Raw genomic sequence first — 15,078 nt, 5'->3', positions numbered from 1 at the left:
CACACCCGGGCCCACCCTCACCCCTCCCACCCCTCCCAGCCGAAAGGCGGCACACGTGACCGACGCGCTGCTCTTCAACCCGCGCACCTACGACCCCGCACACTTCGATCCGGAGACCCGCAGGCTGCTGCGCGCCACCGTCGACTGGTTCGAAGAGCGGGGCAAGCGCCGGCTGATCGAGGACTACCGCACCCGCGCCTGGCTCGGTGACTTCCTCACCTTCGCCGCCAAGGAGGGCCTCTTCGCGACCTTCCTCACCCCCGCCTCCGCCGCAGCGGAGGACGGTGGCGACCGACGGTGGGACACCGCCCGCATCGCCGCCCTCAACGAGATCCTCGGCTTCTACGGCCTCGACTACTGGTACGCCTGGCAGGTCACCATCCTCGGACTCGGCCCGGTGTGGCAGAGCGACAACGCCGCCGCTCGTGCCCGCGCCGCCGAACTTCTCACCCAGGGTGAGGTGTTCGCCTTCGGCCTGTCCGAGAAGGCGCACGGCGCCGACATCTACTCCACGGACATGCTCCTGGAGCCCGACGGCACAGGCGGTTTCCGGGCCAGTGGTTCCAAGTACTACATCGGCAACGGCAACGCCGCCGGGCTCGTCTCGGTGTTCGGCCGCCGCACCGACGTCGAGGGCCCCGACGGCTACGTCTTCTTCGCCGCGGACAGCCGTCACCCCGCCTACCACCTGGTCAAGAACGTCGTCGACTCCTCGAAGTTCGTCAGCGAGTTCCGTCTGGAGGACTACCCCGTCACCCCGGACGACGTCCTGCACACCGGTCGCGCCGCCTTCGACGCCGCCCTCAACACCGTCAACGTGGGCAAGTTCAACCTGTGCACCGCCTCGATAGGCATCTGCGAGCACGCGATGTACGAGGCCGTCACCCACGCGCAGAACCGCATTCTGTACGGCCGCCCCGTCACGGCCTTCCCGCACGTGCGGCGGGAGTTGACCGACGCGTACGTCCGGCTCGTCGGGATGAAGCTGTTCAGCGACCGCGCCGTCGACTACTTCCGCACGGCCGGCCCCGACGATCGCCGTTACCTCCTCTTCAACCCCATGACGAAGATGAAGGTGACCACCGAGGGCGAGAAGGTCATCGACCTGATGTGGGACGTCATCGCCGCCAAGGGCTTCGAGAAGGACACCTACTTCTCCCAGGCCGCCGTCGAGATCCGCAGTCTGCCGAAGCTGGAGGGCACCGTCCACGTCAATCTGGCGCTGATCCTGAAGTTCATGCGCAACCACCTCCTCGACCCGGTCGCCTACGAGCCGGTCCCGTCCCGCCTCGCCGCGGCCGACGACGACTTCCTCTTCCGCCAGGGCCCGGCCCGCGGCCTCGGCTCAGTGCGCTTCCACGACTGGCGGCCGGCCTTCGACACCTACGCCCACCTCCCCAACGTCGCCCGGTTCCGGGAACAGGCCGATGCTCTGTGCGAGTTCGTCCGCACGATGGCTCCCGACGAGGAGCAGCGCCGTGACCTCGACCTGCTCCTCGCGGTCGGTCAGCTGTTCGCGCTCGTCGTCCACGGGCAGCTGGTCCTGGAGCAGGCAGCCCTGTCGGGACTCCACGAGGAGGTGCTCGACGAGCTGTTCGCCGTCCTCGTACGGGACTTCTCGGCGCACGCCGTCGAGCTGCACGGCAAGGACTCCGCCACCGAGGAGCAGCAGCGCTGGGCGCACGGCGCGGTGCGGCGCCCGGTCGTCGACGGCGGCCGTTCCGAGCGGGTCTGGAAGCGCGTCGAGGCACTGTCCGGGGCGTACGAGATGATGCCCTGACCCGAACCCTCGGCACGCCCCGGGACGCACCTCGCAGACCACGCGCGAGGCGGGCCTCATGCCGCTCGGGAGCCGCGTCCGGATACTCGAGCAGGTCGTGCTCGGCGAGGGTGTGCGGACTCGGCTTCCCGGCGGCGGCAAGGGGAGCGAGACCGACAGCTGTGCACCGTACGCGGGTGCTCGTCAGCGCGTGTGCCGCTCATGCGGACAGGACGGCGGCGTGAGCGAGGGCAGCGGTCTGCTGTGGCGTTCCGTCGATCGGGACGGCCGCGCCCCTTTCCTCCTCACCCAGCGGTTCGAGGTCGGCCACTTGCGAACGGAGCAGTTCGGGCGGCATGAAATGGCCCCGCCGGGCGGTGATGCGTGCGGCGATGAGCTCCGGCGAGCCGTCGAGGTGGAGGAAGAAGACATGTGGCGCGGCAGAGGCCAGCCGGTCACGGTAGCGCCGTTTGAGCGCCGAGCATGTCACCACTCCGCCGCTGTCGGCATGGTCGACCAGCCACTGTGCGACCTTGTCGAGCCAGGGCCCGCGGTCCGTGTCGTCGAGGGGGCGGCCCGCTCGCATCTTCGCCACGTTCGACGCAGGGTGGAAGTCGTCCCCCTCGGCATAACCGACACCGAGGCGCTCTGCCAGCAGTCGGCCCACTGTGGTCTTCCCCGAGCCCGAAACGCCCATGACGACAACCAAGGGAACGGATTGGTGAGACATTCAGGTCCTTCCTTCGAGTGGATGTCACCGGTCGATCAGAGTTCGATGACCACCTTGACGTCGTCCTGTTGGGGGCTGAACGCTTCCCCTGCCCGCTCCAGCGGCACCCGCCGAGTGATCATGCGCTCCAGCCATGACAGGTCCGCCTGCGCCAGGGCGTCGGCAGCCTGGCGACAGTGGCGCAGGTTGGCGTTGACCGATCCCACCACCGCGTCGTTCTGCAAGACGATCTCCCTGTTGATGGCACCACCGTCCACGGTGGTCCTGCGGCCCGTGGGAGACACCCCGGTCAGGCACACGACTCCGTAGGGCGCGGTGCCCGTCAGGGAGGTGAGGACCACCTCGTTCGCGCCCGTGGCCTCGATGACGACGTCCGGGCGGACACTGGTGATGACCTGCTCGACGTCCCCCGCGTGGTACGTGGCACCCAGGTCCCGTACCAGGGATGGCTTGGTCCCTTCGGTCATCCGGTCGAGCACATGCACCTCCAGACCGCGCTGTGCGCCCAGAAGAGCGGCCAGCAGACCGATGGGCCCAGCACCCGTCACCAGGACCCGGCGCGGGTCGAACCACGAGCGGGCACCGACACGCTCGACCTGTTCCCATGCCTTGGCCACCACGGAAGTAGGCTCCAGCAGCACACCTACGCGCTCCAGATGCGGCGCGAGCTTCACCGCGTAGTCGGCCTCCACGCACCACATCTGCGCGCCGAAGCCGTCGATGCTCTTGATGCCGCGTTCGGTGTAGCGGCCGTTGCGGCACATGTCGAACTCGCCCTGCGCGCACGCCCCGCAGGGCTCCGGGTCCGGCCGCCGCACCACCCCGGCCACCAGGTCCCCGGCCGTGAAGTCACTGCCGGGCGGCGCCTGCAGGACTCTCCCGAGGGATTCGTGCCCCAGCACCAGCCACTCACGATCCGCGGGAGCCCAGCCGTACTCGCCCTGCACGATCTCCTTGTCCGTTCCGCACACCCCCACGGCCAGCCCCTGCACCAGCAGCTCTCCGGCTGCCGGAACGGGATCGGGCACATCCCGCACCTCGAGGGACCCCTTCTCACCGGGCCGCACGGTCAATGCACGCATCGCCAACCTCGTCCCTCCTGTCATGGGCGCCGTTCGTGCGCACCGCTTCCTGACGTATGTCCCGTCCGGAGTCCTTCAGCACCAGTCGGCGCCGGTAGGACGACCGGGGGGCGGGCGGAGGGCGGTAATCGTTCCGTGTGATCAAGGCGCCGCGGCTGCGCCAGGAGCAGTCCGACGACTCGCTGCGGGCGCGGGCCGCAGATGTGGGGCGGCCGTTCGACGGCGGCACCGCCCGTCGCGTCAGTGGTAGGCGTGGACGACGGCGTGGCCCTTGCCTCGGCCGATCATCCACTTGTTGACCGGGGTGGTGATCAGGAAGGCGACGGCGAAGCCGCCGAGCAGCGCCGACCAGAACAGGCCGTCGGACAGTTGGGCGTCCATCGCGCCCGGCGTCAGGGCGATGATCGCGTTGTCGACCAGTTCCATCACCGCGATGGAGACGGTGTCGGCGGCCAGGGCCACCTTGAGGGCGGCCTTCAGGGGCAGGCCGGCGCGCACGACGGCGAAGAGGGTGAAGGAGTAGCCGAAGACGAAGGCGAGGGAGATCGCAAGGATCATGGTGGGCACGTTGCCCCACACCAGGGCGGTGCCGATGACCATGCCGAGGATCTCGCCGATGGCGCAGCCGGTCAGGCAGTGCAGGGTCGCCTTCACCGCCGTCGACCAGGCCGCGCCCTTGCCGTGGCCGCCGCCGTGTTCCTGATGGCCCCCGTGGCCGTGGCCAGGTGCAGGGGCCGTGTGGCCGTGCGCGGTACCGGTGTGGTGGGTGCTGTGGTCCATGACCTGTCATCCCCTGTTCGGCTTCCAGCGTGGTTGACCGGAGGTGGTCCCACAACCCAGACTTTATACCCCCTGGGGGTATGTGGCTAGCGAGGTTGCCCGCGTGTGCTGCCGGGGCTGGGTAGCGCAGGCACCGGTGGTTGTACCGCCGGCGCGAGACGGGGCAGGCACCGGTGGTGCCCGTCCGGTGGACGGTGGTGCCCGCCCCGTGCTCGCGGAGGGGCGTCAGGCGTTGCCGAGCAGCTTGTTCATCTGCTCGATCTCCGCGCTCTGCGAGGTGACGATCTGCCCCGCCATCTTCTTGGCCGGGCCGTAGGCACCGTCGGCCTGCTCGGTCTCGGCCATCGCGACCGCGCCTTCATGGTGCTTGATCATCAGGTCCATGAAGGCGGTGTCGAACGCCTTGCCGGAGGCCTTCTCCAGCCGCTCCATCTCCTGCATGGTCATCATCCCGCCGGATGCACCGCCGTGCATGGAGTGGCCCATGGCCCCCTCGGCGGGCACTTGCTCGCCCCAGGAGGTGAGCCAGCCCGACAGGGTCTTGATCTCAGGGTCCTGGGCCTTCTTGATGTCGGCGGCGAGCTTCTTCACCTCGGCCGACTGAGCCCGCTCGGGCGCGAGGTCGGCCATCTCGACGGCCTGGCGGTGGTGCGGGATCATCCCTGCGGCGAAGGCGACATCGGCCGCGTTGTGCTGCCCCCGGGACGCCGGCGCAGAAGCGGCGGGGGAAGCGCTGTTGCTGTTGTGGCTGTCGTGCCCGGACGAGTCGTCGCCGTCGCCGCCGCAGGCGGCCAGGACGAGCGCTGCCGCACCCGCGGCGGCGACGACAGCGGTACGGCGGAACACGGAACGCGTACGGATCATGGTGCTGCAACTCCTTGATGCGCGGCGGTTCACGGCGCGCGGTGGATCGGATGAAGGGCGTGCGAGAGCACGGCACCCGCGCAGATGGGCGCGCGGGGTGCCGGGCGGGCCGCTCTAGATCCGCAGAAGCTGCAGCTCGGACAGGTCGGGCGGCGCACGTCCGTCATGCGACGAGCCGCTGGGCGCGGTGACGAGGCCGGTGCCGGCAAGCGCCTGGAGCACCGGGCCGACGGCCAGGGCGGGCGGCGTGTACGGCGAGCCGGTACCGGTGGCCGCACAGGTGGCGTCGGCGTGGTCGAGATGTCCCGGCCCGCCGTCCGTGTGCGAGCATCCCGCGCTCAGGTACGCGGCGCCGTCGGCGGCGGCCATGGCCATCTCGTGGCCGGCTCGCGCCTGCGCCGCCATGGCCGCACCGGGCACCAGACCGTGCATGCCCACCACCCCGGCGAGCACCGCCAGCACCAGCAGCACGAACAGCCGCCCGGCGGGGCGGCTGCTGCTGCGGATGCACCTGGTCACGGGACTCATCGTACGGGGCAGCCCGCACGCGGCACGGCCCGTCGGCCAGTTGCCGCATCCCTTCACCCCCGGGGGCGTCACGCTCCAGGGGCGGGACCCGGCACCGGGCTTCCCGGCGGGGTGAAGGCCGCCTGAACCGTGGCGGTGATGTGGCCGGCGGCGTGCTCGGAGGTCAGGCGGCCCGCGCGGACCTCGTCCGCGGCACTGTGCATGACCGAGTGCATGACATTGACCAGCCACGCGATCGGCAGGTCCGTACGGAAGACCCCTTCGGCGCGGCCGCGGGCGATGAGGGTCTCCACTCGGGCGGCCGGGCCGCTGTGCAGTTCGCGGATGCGCCCGGCAGGCAGTTCCCGCTGGGCGGCGACCAGCAGCGCGCGGGCCTGGTCGACCAGCTGCCAGCCGGCCTCCACGTAGCGCGCCAGCGCCCGCATCGGATCGCCTCCCAGGTCGACCTTGTCCAGCGCCTGATTTCCCTGGTCCACCGCGTGGCTCATCGCCGCGTCGACGACCTCCGCCCGGGAGGCGAAGTGCGCATACAGCGTCACCCTGCCCACACCCGCGGCACGTGCGATCTCGCTGAGACTCGCCTCAGGGTTCTGGCCGAGGCACTCGGCGGCGGCCTTGACGATCGCGTCGATGCTCCGCAGGGCGTCGGCGCGCTTGACGGTGTTCTTGCTCCCCATACCTCGCACCCTATCCAAGTAAGTCGTACATACCTGTTTGGCTTAGGCGCACCGTAGGGCTAACCTGAACAGTACTGTACGACTTAGAGGTGAGAGGACAACGTCATGAGCGACACGGACACCACGAGCGCCCGCGCACCCGGAGCACCACACCCACTGCGCTGGCCGATCCTCGGCCTGCTCGGCCTGGCCCAGTTGATGCTGATCCTCGACATCACCGTGGTCGCCATCGCATTGCCCCACATGGGCGCCGAACTCGACCTGAGCCGTGCCACCTTGACCTGGGTGGTCAGCGGCTACGCCCTCACATTCGGCAGCCTGATGCTGCTCGGCGGCCGGGCCGCGGACCTCTTCGGCGCCAAGCGCATCGTCCTGACGGGGCTCGCCGTCTTCACCGTCGCCTCGCTGGCCGCCGGGCTCGCCACCGGTGCACCCATGCTGCTGGGTGCGCGCATCGCTCAGGGCGCGGGCGCAGCACTGCTCTCGCCTGCGGCCCTGTCGGTGGTGGTGCGGCTCTTCGACGGCGACGAACGCACCAAGGCGCTGGGCCTCTGGTCCGCGCTCGGCGGTGGCGGCGCCGCCCTCGGCGTCCTCCTGGGTGGCCTGATCACAGCCGGTCCCGGATGGACGTGGGTGTTCTTCGTCAACGTGCCCGTCGGCCTGATCGTCGCCGTCGCTCTCGCCCGGATCCTGCCCAGCCTGCCGCCCGTGGCTTCCGGCTCGCTCGACGTGCCCGGCGCGGCCCTGGTCGCCGGCGCCACCGCCTGCCTGATCTACGCGTTGATCCGTGTCGGCGACCACGGCTGGCTCAATGCGCTCACCCTCACTCTGCTCACCGCCGCGGCAGCCGCCTACGCCGCCTTCGCCGCCCGCCAGCGCCGGGCAGCGGCCCCCCCCTGATGGACCTTCAGCTGCTCACCAGGCGCCCGGTGATCGCGGGCACCTTCGTCATCGCGGTCGCCACAGCCCTGATGGTCGGCGTGTTCTTCCTCGGCTCCTTCTACCTGCAGAATCACCGAGGCCACAGCGCCATGGCCACCGGGATCCTGTTCCTTCCCGTCGCACTCGTGACCATGGCCGCCGCCACCGCGGCCGGCCACGTCATCGCACGCCTCGGGGCCCGGGCACTGGCAGGCACTGCCCTCGCCGTCAGCGCCGCCGGATTCCTCATCCCCGTCCTGTGGTCCGGCACCACCGCCATGGTCACCGGCGTCAGCATCGCCGCGGCGGGACTGGGCGCCCTCTTCGTCGTCGCCTCCGCCACCGCGCTGGGCAACGTCGCTCCTCACGAAGCCGGTGTCACCTCCGGCATCGTCAGCACCTTCCACGAACTCGGCGCCTCCGCCGGCGCCGCAGCCGTCTCCACCGCCGCAGCCGCCAGCCTCGTCACCCACAGCGGCACCGCCCCCACCACCGGTTTCGACAACGCCTTCCTCCTCGCCACCGGCGTCGCCGCAGCCTCCGCCCTCATCACCCTCAAACTCATCCCACCCACGACGCGCTGACCGAACCACGTACTGCGGCCTACGGGTTGATGCGAAGGTTCACGCTCAAAAGGCCCGTGCCCCGACGAGCCGGCGGGTGTGCACCAGGGCGACGGCTGCACAGGCGTCATCGCAGCAACTTGGTGCTCCGGCCGGCGAGGACTCCACAGCCGGGGGCGGCCCCGGCGACCGTCGCTTCGACCACTCCGGATACCACCGGCGACTCTGATCCCGAGGCATGAAACCAGTGATCGCCCGCCGCGAGGTCCCGCACGGCTCAGGGCTCGGAGCCGTGCGGTGATCGTCGAGCACATCATCGCCTGGCTGCGCGGCTTCCGGCGCCCGCGTGTTCGCTGGGAACGGCGCGAAGAGATCCATGCAGCGTCTCCCAGCCTCGCGACCTAGCCTGTCCGCATGGATGCGTTCGCGGACCGACTCGAGGGCGGGTGGAACTGGTGGGAGGCCGCCATCGAAGAAGCGCAGGAAGGGCGCTGGGTCCGTGACGCCGTGGAACGACAAGTGGCCAAGGACATCGCCGCCGCCACGAACCCTCTGCATGGCGGACGGATGGCCCCGTTCACCGAGGACTCGTGGCACGTACGCATCGGGAGGATCGCGAACTGGGCCGGGGTGCTGCGACTCGCGGCCCGATCAGGCGGATGGGTGCTCCAGCCGGTCGCCGGACGCCGTCCACCGCGCCCTGCAGGCATGACCGAGCTGCTGTCCGGCATCTACGCGGTCGGCGAGCAAGGAGAAATCTGGATGCGGCACCTCCTGCAGGGCCGGCTGCCACCCGAAGACGAGATCGCGAAGGCTGAACGCTTCCTCACCGGGCCGGGATCCGTCGAGGACCTCGAGCTCTTCTTCTACGACTGAAGAGCCGTCCTCAGGCTGATGCTGCTCCCGGCCCGGAAGGTGATGCCGCCGGTGCGCTCTCCGCGTTTCCTGATCCACAATCCTGACCATTCCTCAGCAGCGACGTCGCCCGTCCCCCTGACAGTCAGGCTCTTGCCCGCTTGCGCCACACTGGGGTTCGCCACCAGCACGCAGGAGCAGCACGATGAACCGACCCCTCCGCCTGACACTCGTACTGACGTTGAGCGCACTGTTGGGTGGATGCGGCAGCAGCCCGGACATGCACAGGGCCGAAGTCGCTCGAAAGCCGTTCTGGAGCGCTGAGTTCGCAGGTGCGGCCGGCACCCGTCCGCCAAGCCGGTCGTGGAACACCGAAACGGGAAACCGGGAAGCCGAGGGGTGGGGCAACAACGAGTTGCAGTACTACACCGACGATGCGGCCAACTCCGCTCTCGACGGCGCCGGGCACCTGGTGATCGCGGCACGGCGGGCCCCCGCCGGCTCGCAGCTTCCGTGCTACACACAGGAGTTCTGCCCGTGGACCTCCGCCCGTCTGACCACCGAGGGGAAGGTCGCGCTCACCCGCGGACGAGCAGAGATCCGTGCGAAGTTGCCTACCGGCACGGGCCTGTTGCCGGCGATCTGGATGCTCGGCAACAACGGAGTCGAGTGGCCCGGGCAGGGTGAGATCGACATCTGCGAGGTGGTCGGCGGAGAGCCGCGAACGGTGTACGCAACCGCGCACGGACCGTCCTACTTCAACGAGGACGGGATCGGTGGCTCCACCACTCTGCCGAGTGATGCGTCGCAGGACTTCCACGTCTACGCCGTCGACAAACAGCCACACCGCATCACCTGGTCCATCGACGGCAAGCCGTACTTCACCTTGACTCCGGCGAAGCTGGACCGGCCAGGCGACTGGGTCTTCGAACAAGATCTGCACCTCCTGCTCAACATCGCCGTCGGAGGCGACTGGCCAGGCGCTCCCGACAGCACCACGCCCTCCCCCGCCACGATGACCGTGGACTACGTTCGCTTGTACGGTGAAGGTCGCGGGTGACGGCACGGGCATGCCGCACCTGGCAGTGCTGCCCCACTCCCCCACCGTCTCCGTGGCATCCCGGCCGAGTACGGGTCAGCCGGGCGGGACGCACACTCACGCCGTTGCCAGCTTGGGTTGACACGGGTTCGCCCGGCCTGACTCAGAGGCGGAATGCAGGAGGCTCAAACGAGTTCGTCTGCTCTCGCTCGGAGAATCGGACTCAGAAGTCGTCCGCGCCGTTGCGGAGTTCCGGGGTCCAGTAGCCGGTGAGGGCCTTGGCCGGGTCGACGGAGATGCCGTCGCTGCCGGGGGCAGTGACGGCGATGACCGTGGAGTCGCCCTCCAGTTGCACGGAGAACGCCGACACGGGCTCGTTGTCCTCGTCGACCCCGCCGTCCGACAGCTTGACCAGGGCGTAGGCCGGGGCCCCGGCCGTGAGCACGACCGGCGTGGCCGGCTTGCTCTTGGCGACGGCCGGGACGTCCTGCTTGTGACTCTCCAGGAACTGGATGTGCGGGAAGCCCGTCAGCCGGCAGGAGTGCCCGGAGGTGTTGCGCGCCGTGAGCACGATGTGGGTGTAGGGCGGGCCGTCCTGCGTGGCGGCGGTGACGCGGACGTCCCGCGCGGTGCAGACCGAGGTGGAAGCCGTCCCGCGTCCTCCCGTGGAGCCGGCCGAAGAGGCGTCGGTGGACCCCTGTGCCGCCGCCGAACGCGCGGAGCCGGCCGACCCGGACCCCTCGGACGTGCCCGTGCCCTCGACTGCCGTCGTCGCACCCGCCGCCGGGGACGACGCCACCGTGGCCGCGGCGGTCGGCCGGGACGACGACGTGCTGCCTGAGTCGCTCTGGCAGGCGGTGAGCGACAGGGTGAGAGCCGTGCCCGCGACGGCGAGCAGCGTGGAGCGGTGCAGCGTGTTCATGGAGATGTCCCCCGTGTGTAGTACGAGCCGCAGCGCGGTGCCGTCGGCCCGGATGGTGATACCGATCGGTCGACGACGGAGGGTCCTGGCCTGTGCGCCCCTGTGCCCCGACGTTGCGTCGGCTGGGACGGCAGGACCCGTACAGGTCCGTGAACAGGCGCTCCGTGTCGGCCTTCAGTCGACCACTTCCGGTAGTCCTCGCCCAGGCGGTTCTCCCGGCAGAAATACGGTCGGCGATACTTCTGCCGGAAGCTTGCGCCGGTACGGGCCGCACGATCATCACCATCCGCGGTGCACCACGGCATGCGTCCGGGCAGACACTTCGGGCAGCGGTTGCGGGTCGTACGGGTGAGCGCCGGACTGAGCCGGAGGCGCTGTGCCACGAGGCCGGGGTGAGTGTGCGGGCGCCGGCCGACAACAACGAAGTCACCGGATCACCTCGGCGCGCCGGGCCGTCACCGACCGTAGCGGGAGTACGGACTCACCTACCTCGCGCGGGCCTCGCCCGCCTCGTGTCTTCGGCGTGTTCTCCCGGCTCCCGCAGTTCAGCCAGTTCGGCCGCGGCTTCGACTTGCCGGGGGTGATCCAACTCGGTGAGGGCCTCGTGGGCAGCCGCCAGGGTCTCCCGGGCTTCCTGGTAACGGTCGATCCGGCGGAGGACACGGCCGAGGTCGAGGCGGGCTGATTCGCACCAGGCGGGCATCCGCCCTTTGTCGAAGCGGGCCACCGCGAAACGCAGCGGGGCCTCGGCCTCGGCCCAGCGGTTCAGCGCTGCGAGGTCGTTGCCGATGTGCTGCCGGGCCGACGCGAGGTACAGGCCGATGAGGTCGGGGGATTTGCCGGGTACGCCGGCGCTGCACATGGCCTCGCTGCGCCGGTGGATGGTCAGGGCCTCCTCGGCGCGGCCGGCCTGGCGCAGATAACGGCCCAGATTGTTGAGGGTGGACAGCTCGGCTAGGCGACTTCGTACGTCGTTGTGCCGGCCCAGTTGGTCGGCCGCTTCGCGGAGTCGGGTGATGGACTCCTCGACCCGATGGAGCCGGTGGAGCGCTTCGGCCGCGTAGTTCAGCGCCCAGCCGGCCTGAAGCCGGTCGTCGATCTCGCGCGCCACGTCCAGGGCGGCTTCGGCCGTGGCCAGCGCCGAGTCGTGGTCATAGAGGCAGACGTTGTAGGCCCAGGCCAGGTAGTTGAGGTGGACGGCCTCGTCCCGCTTGCTGCCCAGCGCGCGGGCGGAGTCGACGGATCGCCGGAAGACGTCCGCCCACAGCTCCCAGTGCAGGGTGCGATCGGAGAACCAGTGCATGGCCTCCGCTGCCTGGACGACCTCTTGGTGTCGGCCGTCTGCCTGGGCCCGGACCAGGGCCGCGAGCCACTGAGCCCGCTCCGCTTCCAACCAGGTGTGGGCCTCTTCACGGTTGGCGGGCGCAGTGGCGGGGTCGGGATCAGCGTCGTCGGCGTGCTGACGGTGTTCGGCATCGAAGAGCAGCGCGGCGGTGGTGGCCCGGCGCAAAGTCCACTTGTCGGTCCGTTCCCGGGCGGCGGCGACCTGAGCCGGATCGTCCTCTTCAATCACCTTTTCGCCGGCGAACAGGGCGAGCAGATCGTGGAAACGGTAGCGGTCGGCCGTGGGGTGGGGCTGCAACAGCCCGGCATCGGTCAGGTCCTGTGCGCAGCGGGCGGCCTGGCGCGGCGTCAGGTCGGCCAACAGGGCCAGGGTCTCGGGGCTGAAATCGGGCCCTGCGGCGAGAGTGGCACGGCGAAAGACGGTTCGGGTGGCCGGGCTCAGCTGCCGGTAGGACAGGTCGAAGGCGGTCCTCACCTGGAGGGAACCGGCGCGCAGGGTGTCCAGGCGGCGTTCGTGCGCGGCGAGTTGGGTGACGAGTTTGGCGATGCTCTCGCCGGGCCGGGAGGCCAGGCGCTGTCCCGCGATACGGACCGCCAGGGGAAGGTTCCCACACAGGTCCGCGAGGTCGCGGGCGGCCTGGCTTTCCCGCTGTACGCGCTCGGGGCCGATGATGCGGGTGAGCAACTCGACCGCTTCCTCGCGGCGCAACAGGGCCAGTTCGGTGCGGTGGGCCGCTTCCAGAGCGGCCAGAGCGTGCCGGCTGGTGACCAGGGTGAGCGAAGGGCCCTGGGCGGGCAGCAGCGGGCGTACCTGCTCCTCGTCGGCGGCGTTGTCGAGCAGCAGCAGCACCCGCCGGTCGCGCAGCACGGACCGCAGCAGACCGCAGCGGTCCTCCATGCCGGTGGGTATGGTCCCTTCGGCCACCCCCAGTGCCCGCAGCAGCCGGGCGAGGGCGTCGCGCGGGTGTGTCGGCGTGGTGTCCATGCCGCGCAGGTCGACGGCGAACTGCCCTTCGGGGAAATGGGGGGCCAGGGAGTGGGCGGCGTGGACGGCGAAGGTGGTCTTGCCCAGTCCGGGCTGTCCGCAGATGACCGCGACTGGCGGATGGGCCGGGTCGAGGTCTTCCGCCAGCTTCAGCAGCCGCGCCAGGGCCGGGCCGCGGGCGGTGAAGTCGCGCAGATCACGGGGCAGTGCGAGGGTGTTCGGCGCGACGGGTGCCGTGATCGGGCCCGTATTCGTGCTGGCGGCCTGACCTGTCGTGCCCCCGGAAGCCGGCTGCGTAGTCGCCCCGGCGGTCTGCCCCGGGGTGTCTTCGGCGGCTTGCCGGGGTGCGGACGGGGTGGTGGGGCGAGTACGGGGGCGGGGGCGGCCCAGGCTCGCGGCCCGTTCCAGCTCCCGGGCATCGGTGGCGTCGAGTTTCAGCGCGGCGGCCAGGGCCTCGACGGTTCGGCGCTGTGGTCCCCGCGCGCGGCCGCGTTCCAGGTCCGACAGGGCCCTGACGCTCACTCCCGACGCGTGTGCCAGGTCCTCCTGACTGAGCCCGGCTCTCCTCCGTAGACCGTGCAGGCGCTCGCCGAACCCGCCGGTGGCCGGTGTACCGGTGCTCATCCTCGGAACGTCCCCCTGGTCCGTGTGGTCCGGCACAACGCCGGAACCGTCCGGCGCAATTATGACAAGGCGTTACTTCTGCCGGTGATACTGCCTGGGCCGCCCCGCTGCCCTCCGGTTGGCTGAAGGTGCTTGGGGACCGGGGGGCCAGCCGCCCGGCCCCGGTCCGTCGTCCTGTGCACGGAGTCCTCGCACTCGCGAGAGAGCTCTGTCGCACGACTCATCGCTGGTCACCCGAAGGAGTACCTTCCGCATGAGGCTTTCTCTGTCCGCTCGTAGGCTCATGAGCCGCATCCTGATTCTCACCCTGGCGTTGCTGGCCGCTGTCGGCCTGACACAAGGGTTGTCCCCGAAGGCCCATGCCGACCCCGAACGGCCTTGGACCCGCATCGACTGGGACATCACCCATCTGCGGCGGGGCACCAGCAGCTTCTCGGCCGGCCAGGCCTACGACTCCATGCTCGAGAGCCTGCGCCGTACCGTCAGCCACGCGGTGCAGGCCAACTTCCCGCACAGTGCCACCACCCGGCAGACGGGCTCCTACGTCGAGATCGCGCTGATCGACCACACGGAGGCCAACAGCCACCGCCTCTCCCTGATCCTCGAGGCGAGCAACCTGTACGTGGTGGGTTACTTCACCCCTCAGGGGCGCTACATGTTCTACGGGCTGGACTCGGCTCCGGTCCGCACCGCCTACAACGCCGTGTTTCCCAGGAACCGCCTGGAGCAGGGCCACTTCCAGTCGCTCCCGTTCCGGGAGAACTACAACAGCTTCTCAAGGGAGGAGTGGCGGATGAACGACCCCTTCACGGGGCTTCGCGGCGACATCGACCATCTGGCCAACATGCCCGCCCGCGCTCCGGGGCAGAACACTCCGCCGGCAACGGCAGCCGGTCGGGCACTCACCTCGGTGGTCGCGGCGGTTTCCGAGGCCGCTCGCTTCCGGTGGATTCAGAACCGCATCGGCAACACGATCCGGGTCGGCTACGACCACGACGAAAACGGCCGGCAGGACACCCTCGGTCGTTTCGGCGCTGAGCTCGAACTGAGCTGGCGCAGGCTCTCCGCGATGCTGTCGGCCAACCTCCGAAACCGTGCCGCTGCGCCCATCACGATCGACGACCGGGTGTACCGCAACAGCACCGACATCGAGCTCGGGAACGGCCGGCGAGTGCCGGCCCTCGGCCTTGCGGTCGCGCTGGGCTCCCAGTTCTGACGAACCCTTCGCCGGCGTTCGGTTGAGAGCGCCGATGACAGGTGTGACCCCGCTTGGTGTACAGGGGTGCCGAAGCAGGGGGGAAGGAGCCGCCTCGACGACACAAGTCGAGGCGGCTCCTTCCCCCATTCCAGGTATCGGGGACACCTTGGTCGTGAACCATCGGTTCGCGCCCACGGCGTCCTGTAC

Annotated in this window: 12 protein-coding genes and 1 pseudogene; 5 read left to right on the top strand and 8 right to left on the bottom strand. The window is 70.0% G+C overall.

Going from position 1 to position 15,078, the window contains the following annotated elements; translation table 11 throughout:
- The first annotated feature begins 55 nt into the window (after positions 1-55).
- A complete protein-coding gene (locus tag ACZ6ZN_RS19410) occupies positions 56-1,780 on the top strand; it encodes an acyl-CoA dehydrogenase family protein (protein WP_469647768.1) in 1,725 nt (574 codons plus the stop codon).
- A gap of 199 nt (positions 1,781-1,979) precedes the next feature.
- On the opposite strand, the gene ACZ6ZN_RS19405 is transcribed toward ACZ6ZN_RS19410, so the two are convergent.
- The 6 genes from ACZ6ZN_RS19405 to ACZ6ZN_RS19380 all read right to left on the bottom strand — a co-directional run bounded on the left by ACZ6ZN_RS19405 (position 1,980) and on the right by ACZ6ZN_RS19380 (position 6,420).
- Positions 1,980-2,489: a gluconokinase gene (locus ACZ6ZN_RS19405; protein WP_451878850.1), complete on the bottom strand. Its 510-nt coding sequence runs from the start codon at positions 2,487-2,489 to the stop codon at positions 1,980-1,982.
- 35 nt (positions 2,490-2,524) lie between these two features.
- A complete protein-coding gene (locus ACZ6ZN_RS19400; protein ID WP_451878851.1) occupies positions 2,525-3,571 on the bottom strand; it encodes a glucose 1-dehydrogenase in 1,047 nt (348 codons plus the stop codon).
- Between the two features lie 240 nt (positions 3,572-3,811).
- The gene (locus tag ACZ6ZN_RS19395; RefSeq protein ID WP_451878852.1) at positions 3,812-4,351 is read right to left on the bottom strand and encodes a DUF4396 domain-containing protein; all 540 of its coding nucleotides are present in this window, start codon (positions 4,349-4,351) and stop codon (positions 3,812-3,814) included.
- A gap of 225 nt (positions 4,352-4,576) precedes the next feature.
- A complete protein-coding gene (locus ACZ6ZN_RS19390) occupies positions 4,577-5,215 on the bottom strand; it encodes a DUF305 domain-containing protein (RefSeq protein WP_451878853.1) in 639 nt (212 codons plus the stop codon).
- Between the two features lie 114 nt (positions 5,216-5,329).
- Complete coding sequence (locus ACZ6ZN_RS19385; protein WP_469647764.1) at positions 5,330-5,734, bottom strand: DUF6153 family protein; 405 nt, start codon at positions 5,732-5,734, stop codon at positions 5,330-5,332.
- Positions 5,735-5,811: 77 nt separating this feature from the next.
- Positions 5,812-6,420 (bottom strand): TetR/AcrR family transcriptional regulator, encoded by a 609-nt coding sequence (locus tag ACZ6ZN_RS19380; protein WP_469647762.1) that lies wholly within the window; start codon positions 6,418-6,420, stop codon positions 5,812-5,814.
- A 105-nt stretch (positions 6,421-6,525) separates the two neighbouring features.
- Here ACZ6ZN_RS19380 and ACZ6ZN_RS19375 point away from each other — a divergent pair.
- The 3 genes and pseudogenes from ACZ6ZN_RS19375 to ACZ6ZN_RS19365 all read left to right on the top strand — a co-directional run bounded on the left by ACZ6ZN_RS19375 (position 6,526) and on the right by ACZ6ZN_RS19365 (position 9,819).
- Positions 6,526-7,925: pseudogene (locus ACZ6ZN_RS19375) on the top strand (MFS transporter).
- A 393-nt stretch (positions 7,926-8,318) separates the two neighbouring features.
- Positions 8,319-8,780, top strand: a complete 462-nt coding sequence (locus ACZ6ZN_RS19370; protein ID WP_469647760.1) for a hypothetical protein — start codon at positions 8,319-8,321, stop codon at positions 8,778-8,780.
- Positions 8,781-8,964: 184 nt separating this feature from the next.
- Complete coding sequence (locus ACZ6ZN_RS19365) at positions 8,965-9,819, top strand: glycoside hydrolase family 16 protein (RefSeq protein ID WP_469647758.1); 855 nt, start codon at positions 8,965-8,967, stop codon at positions 9,817-9,819.
- Positions 9,820-10,021: 202 nt separating this feature from the next.
- On the opposite strand, the gene ACZ6ZN_RS19360 is transcribed toward ACZ6ZN_RS19365, so the two are convergent.
- Positions 10,022-10,720 carry a DUF4232 domain-containing protein gene (locus ACZ6ZN_RS19360; protein ID WP_469647757.1) on the bottom strand — a complete coding sequence of 233 codons (699 nt, stop codon included), beginning with the start codon at positions 10,718-10,720 and terminating at the stop codon, positions 10,022-10,024.
- Between the two features lie 481 nt (positions 10,721-11,201).
- Positions 11,202-13,673: a helix-turn-helix domain-containing protein gene (locus ACZ6ZN_RS19355; protein ID WP_469647754.1), complete on the bottom strand. Its 2,472-nt coding sequence runs from the start codon at positions 13,671-13,673 to the stop codon at positions 11,202-11,204.
- 283 nt (positions 13,674-13,956) lie between these two features.
- Here ACZ6ZN_RS19355 and ACZ6ZN_RS19350 point away from each other — a divergent pair, with 283 nt between their 5' ends.
- Entirely contained in the window at positions 13,957-14,889 is a 933-nt protein-coding gene (locus ACZ6ZN_RS19350; protein ID WP_451878861.1) for a ribosome-inactivating family protein, read from the top strand.
- The last annotated feature ends 189 nt before the right edge of the window (positions 14,890-15,078 follow it).

The sequence above is a fragment of the Streptomyces sp. NPDC053665 genome, from assembly GCF_055585285.1.
This window is presented reverse-complemented; position numbering and strand designations above follow the sequence as displayed.

What these genes read in the sequence shown, in the direction of transcription:
- ACZ6ZN_RS19405 (WP_451878850.1), bottom strand. Translation starts at nt 2,489, where the DNA reads ATGTCTCACCAATCCGTTCCCTTGGTTGTCGTCATGGGCGTTTCGGGC.
- ACZ6ZN_RS19380 (WP_469647762.1), bottom strand. Translation starts at nt 6,420, where the DNA reads ATGGGGAGCAAGAACACCGTCAAGCGCGCCGACGCCCTGCGGAGCATC.
- ACZ6ZN_RS19365 (WP_469647758.1), top strand. Translation starts at nt 8,965, where the DNA reads ATGAACCGACCCCTCCGCCTGACACTCGTACTGACGTTGAGCGCACTG.
- ACZ6ZN_RS19395 (WP_451878852.1), bottom strand. Translation starts at nt 4,351, where the DNA reads ATGGACCACAGCACCCACCACACCGGTACCGCGCACGGCCACACGGCC.
- ACZ6ZN_RS19390 (WP_451878853.1), bottom strand. Translation starts at nt 5,215, where the DNA reads ATGATCCGTACGCGTTCCGTGTTCCGCCGTACCGCTGTCGTCGCCGCC.
- ACZ6ZN_RS19370 (WP_469647760.1), top strand. Translation starts at nt 8,319, where the DNA reads ATGGATGCGTTCGCGGACCGACTCGAGGGCGGGTGGAACTGGTGGGAG.
- ACZ6ZN_RS19355 (WP_469647754.1), bottom strand. Translation starts at nt 13,673, where the DNA reads ATGAGCACCGGTACACCGGCCACCGGCGGGTTCGGCGAGCGCCTGCAC.
- ACZ6ZN_RS19360 (WP_469647757.1), bottom strand. Translation starts at nt 10,720, where the DNA reads ATGAACACGCTGCACCGCTCCACGCTGCTCGCCGTCGCGGGCACGGCT.
- ACZ6ZN_RS19350 (WP_451878861.1), top strand. Translation starts at nt 13,957, where the DNA reads ATGAGCCGCATCCTGATTCTCACCCTGGCGTTGCTGGCCGCTGTCGGC.
- ACZ6ZN_RS19400 (WP_451878851.1), bottom strand. Translation starts at nt 3,571, where the DNA reads ATGCGTGCATTGACCGTGCGGCCCGGTGAGAAGGGGTCCCTCGAGGTG.